Annotated in this window: 3 protein-coding genes; all 3 read left to right on the top strand. The window is 43.8% G+C overall.

The genetic code is table 11. The features are described from left to right. Positions 1-417, top strand: a 417-nt coding sequence (locus WEIDD23_RS02390) for a hypothetical protein (RefSeq protein ID WP_207644201.1), incomplete at its 5' end; no start/stop codon positions are given. Between the two features lie 112 nt (positions 418-529). Further along, complete coding sequence (locus WEIDD23_RS02385) at positions 530-877, top strand: MmcQ/YjbR family DNA-binding protein (RefSeq protein ID WP_010373811.1); 348 nt, start codon at positions 530-532, stop codon at positions 875-877. 10 nt (positions 878-887) lie between these two features. Further along, entirely contained in the window at positions 888-1,214 is a 327-nt protein-coding gene (locus tag WEIDD23_RS02380; protein WP_010373810.1) for a hypothetical protein, read from the top strand. Positions 1,215-1,266 lie beyond the last annotated feature (52 nt).

Here is a 1,266-nt window from a genome sequence, read left to right as displayed (position 1 = left end):
AGGAATGGCATGAAAACAATTTTGTTACTATTGATTGGTTTTGCGGGTGCATTTGTAGCGGTGACGCATACTGATGACGTATTAGCCCCCGATAAGCCGACTATCCAGAATATCTTACCGGTGAACCGGACTGAGCGGGCGCTGGTGTTGGATGCACGAAAACATGGCTTGGATTACGCACTAAGTATCGTGGAGAATCGGACTGGGCGGGTTACAGATGATAAATATTGGCTGCTTAAAGATCCTCATGGTGGTGGTTATTGGGGTGATTATAATAGCGATCCAACCCATGACGGGGTTAAGCGGTACAAAACCGTCGCTGGCAAAGAAGTATTGGAAGTAATCAAAATTTACGAGGCGCCGGATGCGACAACGCTAGAGAAAGCAAAACGGGTGTTGGCGTTATACTGTCGGTAGACTGTCTTGGTTTCGTGCGTAAACGTGATTTTGCGTTGACTATAAAAATGTAGAGGTGCCGTCCAAGTTGTCTGTGCTATTATGGTAAAACATGATTGGAGGAGCGACTCAGATGTACACCAGAGAACAGTTGATCGCGCTGGTACAAGACCATGCGGCGACTCATGAAACGTATCCATTTAACAAAACCAATTCACATGAGACAATTATTTGGACAGTTATGAAGCATAATGCCAGTAACAAAATTACGGCTATGATTTTTGAACGTGAGGCGGTGTTGTATTTGACGTTGAAATTAACGCCGGACCACGTTGATGAGATGATTAAAACGCGCGGGATTACCCGTGCTTATCATATGAATAAGCGGCATTGGATTACGATTGCGGTTAACGCTACTGATGCGACAAAACAAGAAATGTTAGGGATGTTGGCCGAAAGCGAACGCCTAACAAAACAGTAGGAGGCCAATGATGTTAAAAAATATGAACACGTGGTCGAAAAATTTACTGTATTTAATGGTGATTTTCGCAGTTCCGACACTTGTAATTCGCCACAATTTTGCTGAGTTGTTGTTCTACTTAGCAATTGCCTTAGTGGCCGTGATTATGTCGTTAGCACCTAATTGGGGAGGAGCAGTCATTAGTGCTGTTTTGTTTGGTGTGCTAACCGAGGTGTTTGACTGGGTTTCGTATGCAAACTGGTATTGGCCTTCATTTTTAACATATCTGGCAATCGGTGGCGTTCTTGCGGCAGGGTTGGCGTGGCGTCAGCGCCGAGAAACTCATTTCACTAATTAATTTACTAATATTAATAACAAAGAAAAGGGCTACCAATTCATTTTGGTAGCCC

Origin of the sequence: Weissella sp. DD23, from assembly GCF_001579105.1 — a bacterium.
GTDB classification, from domain to species: Bacteria; Bacillota; Bacilli; order Lactobacillales; family Lactobacillaceae; genus Weissella; species Weissella cibaria.
This window is presented reverse-complemented; position numbering and strand designations above follow the sequence as displayed.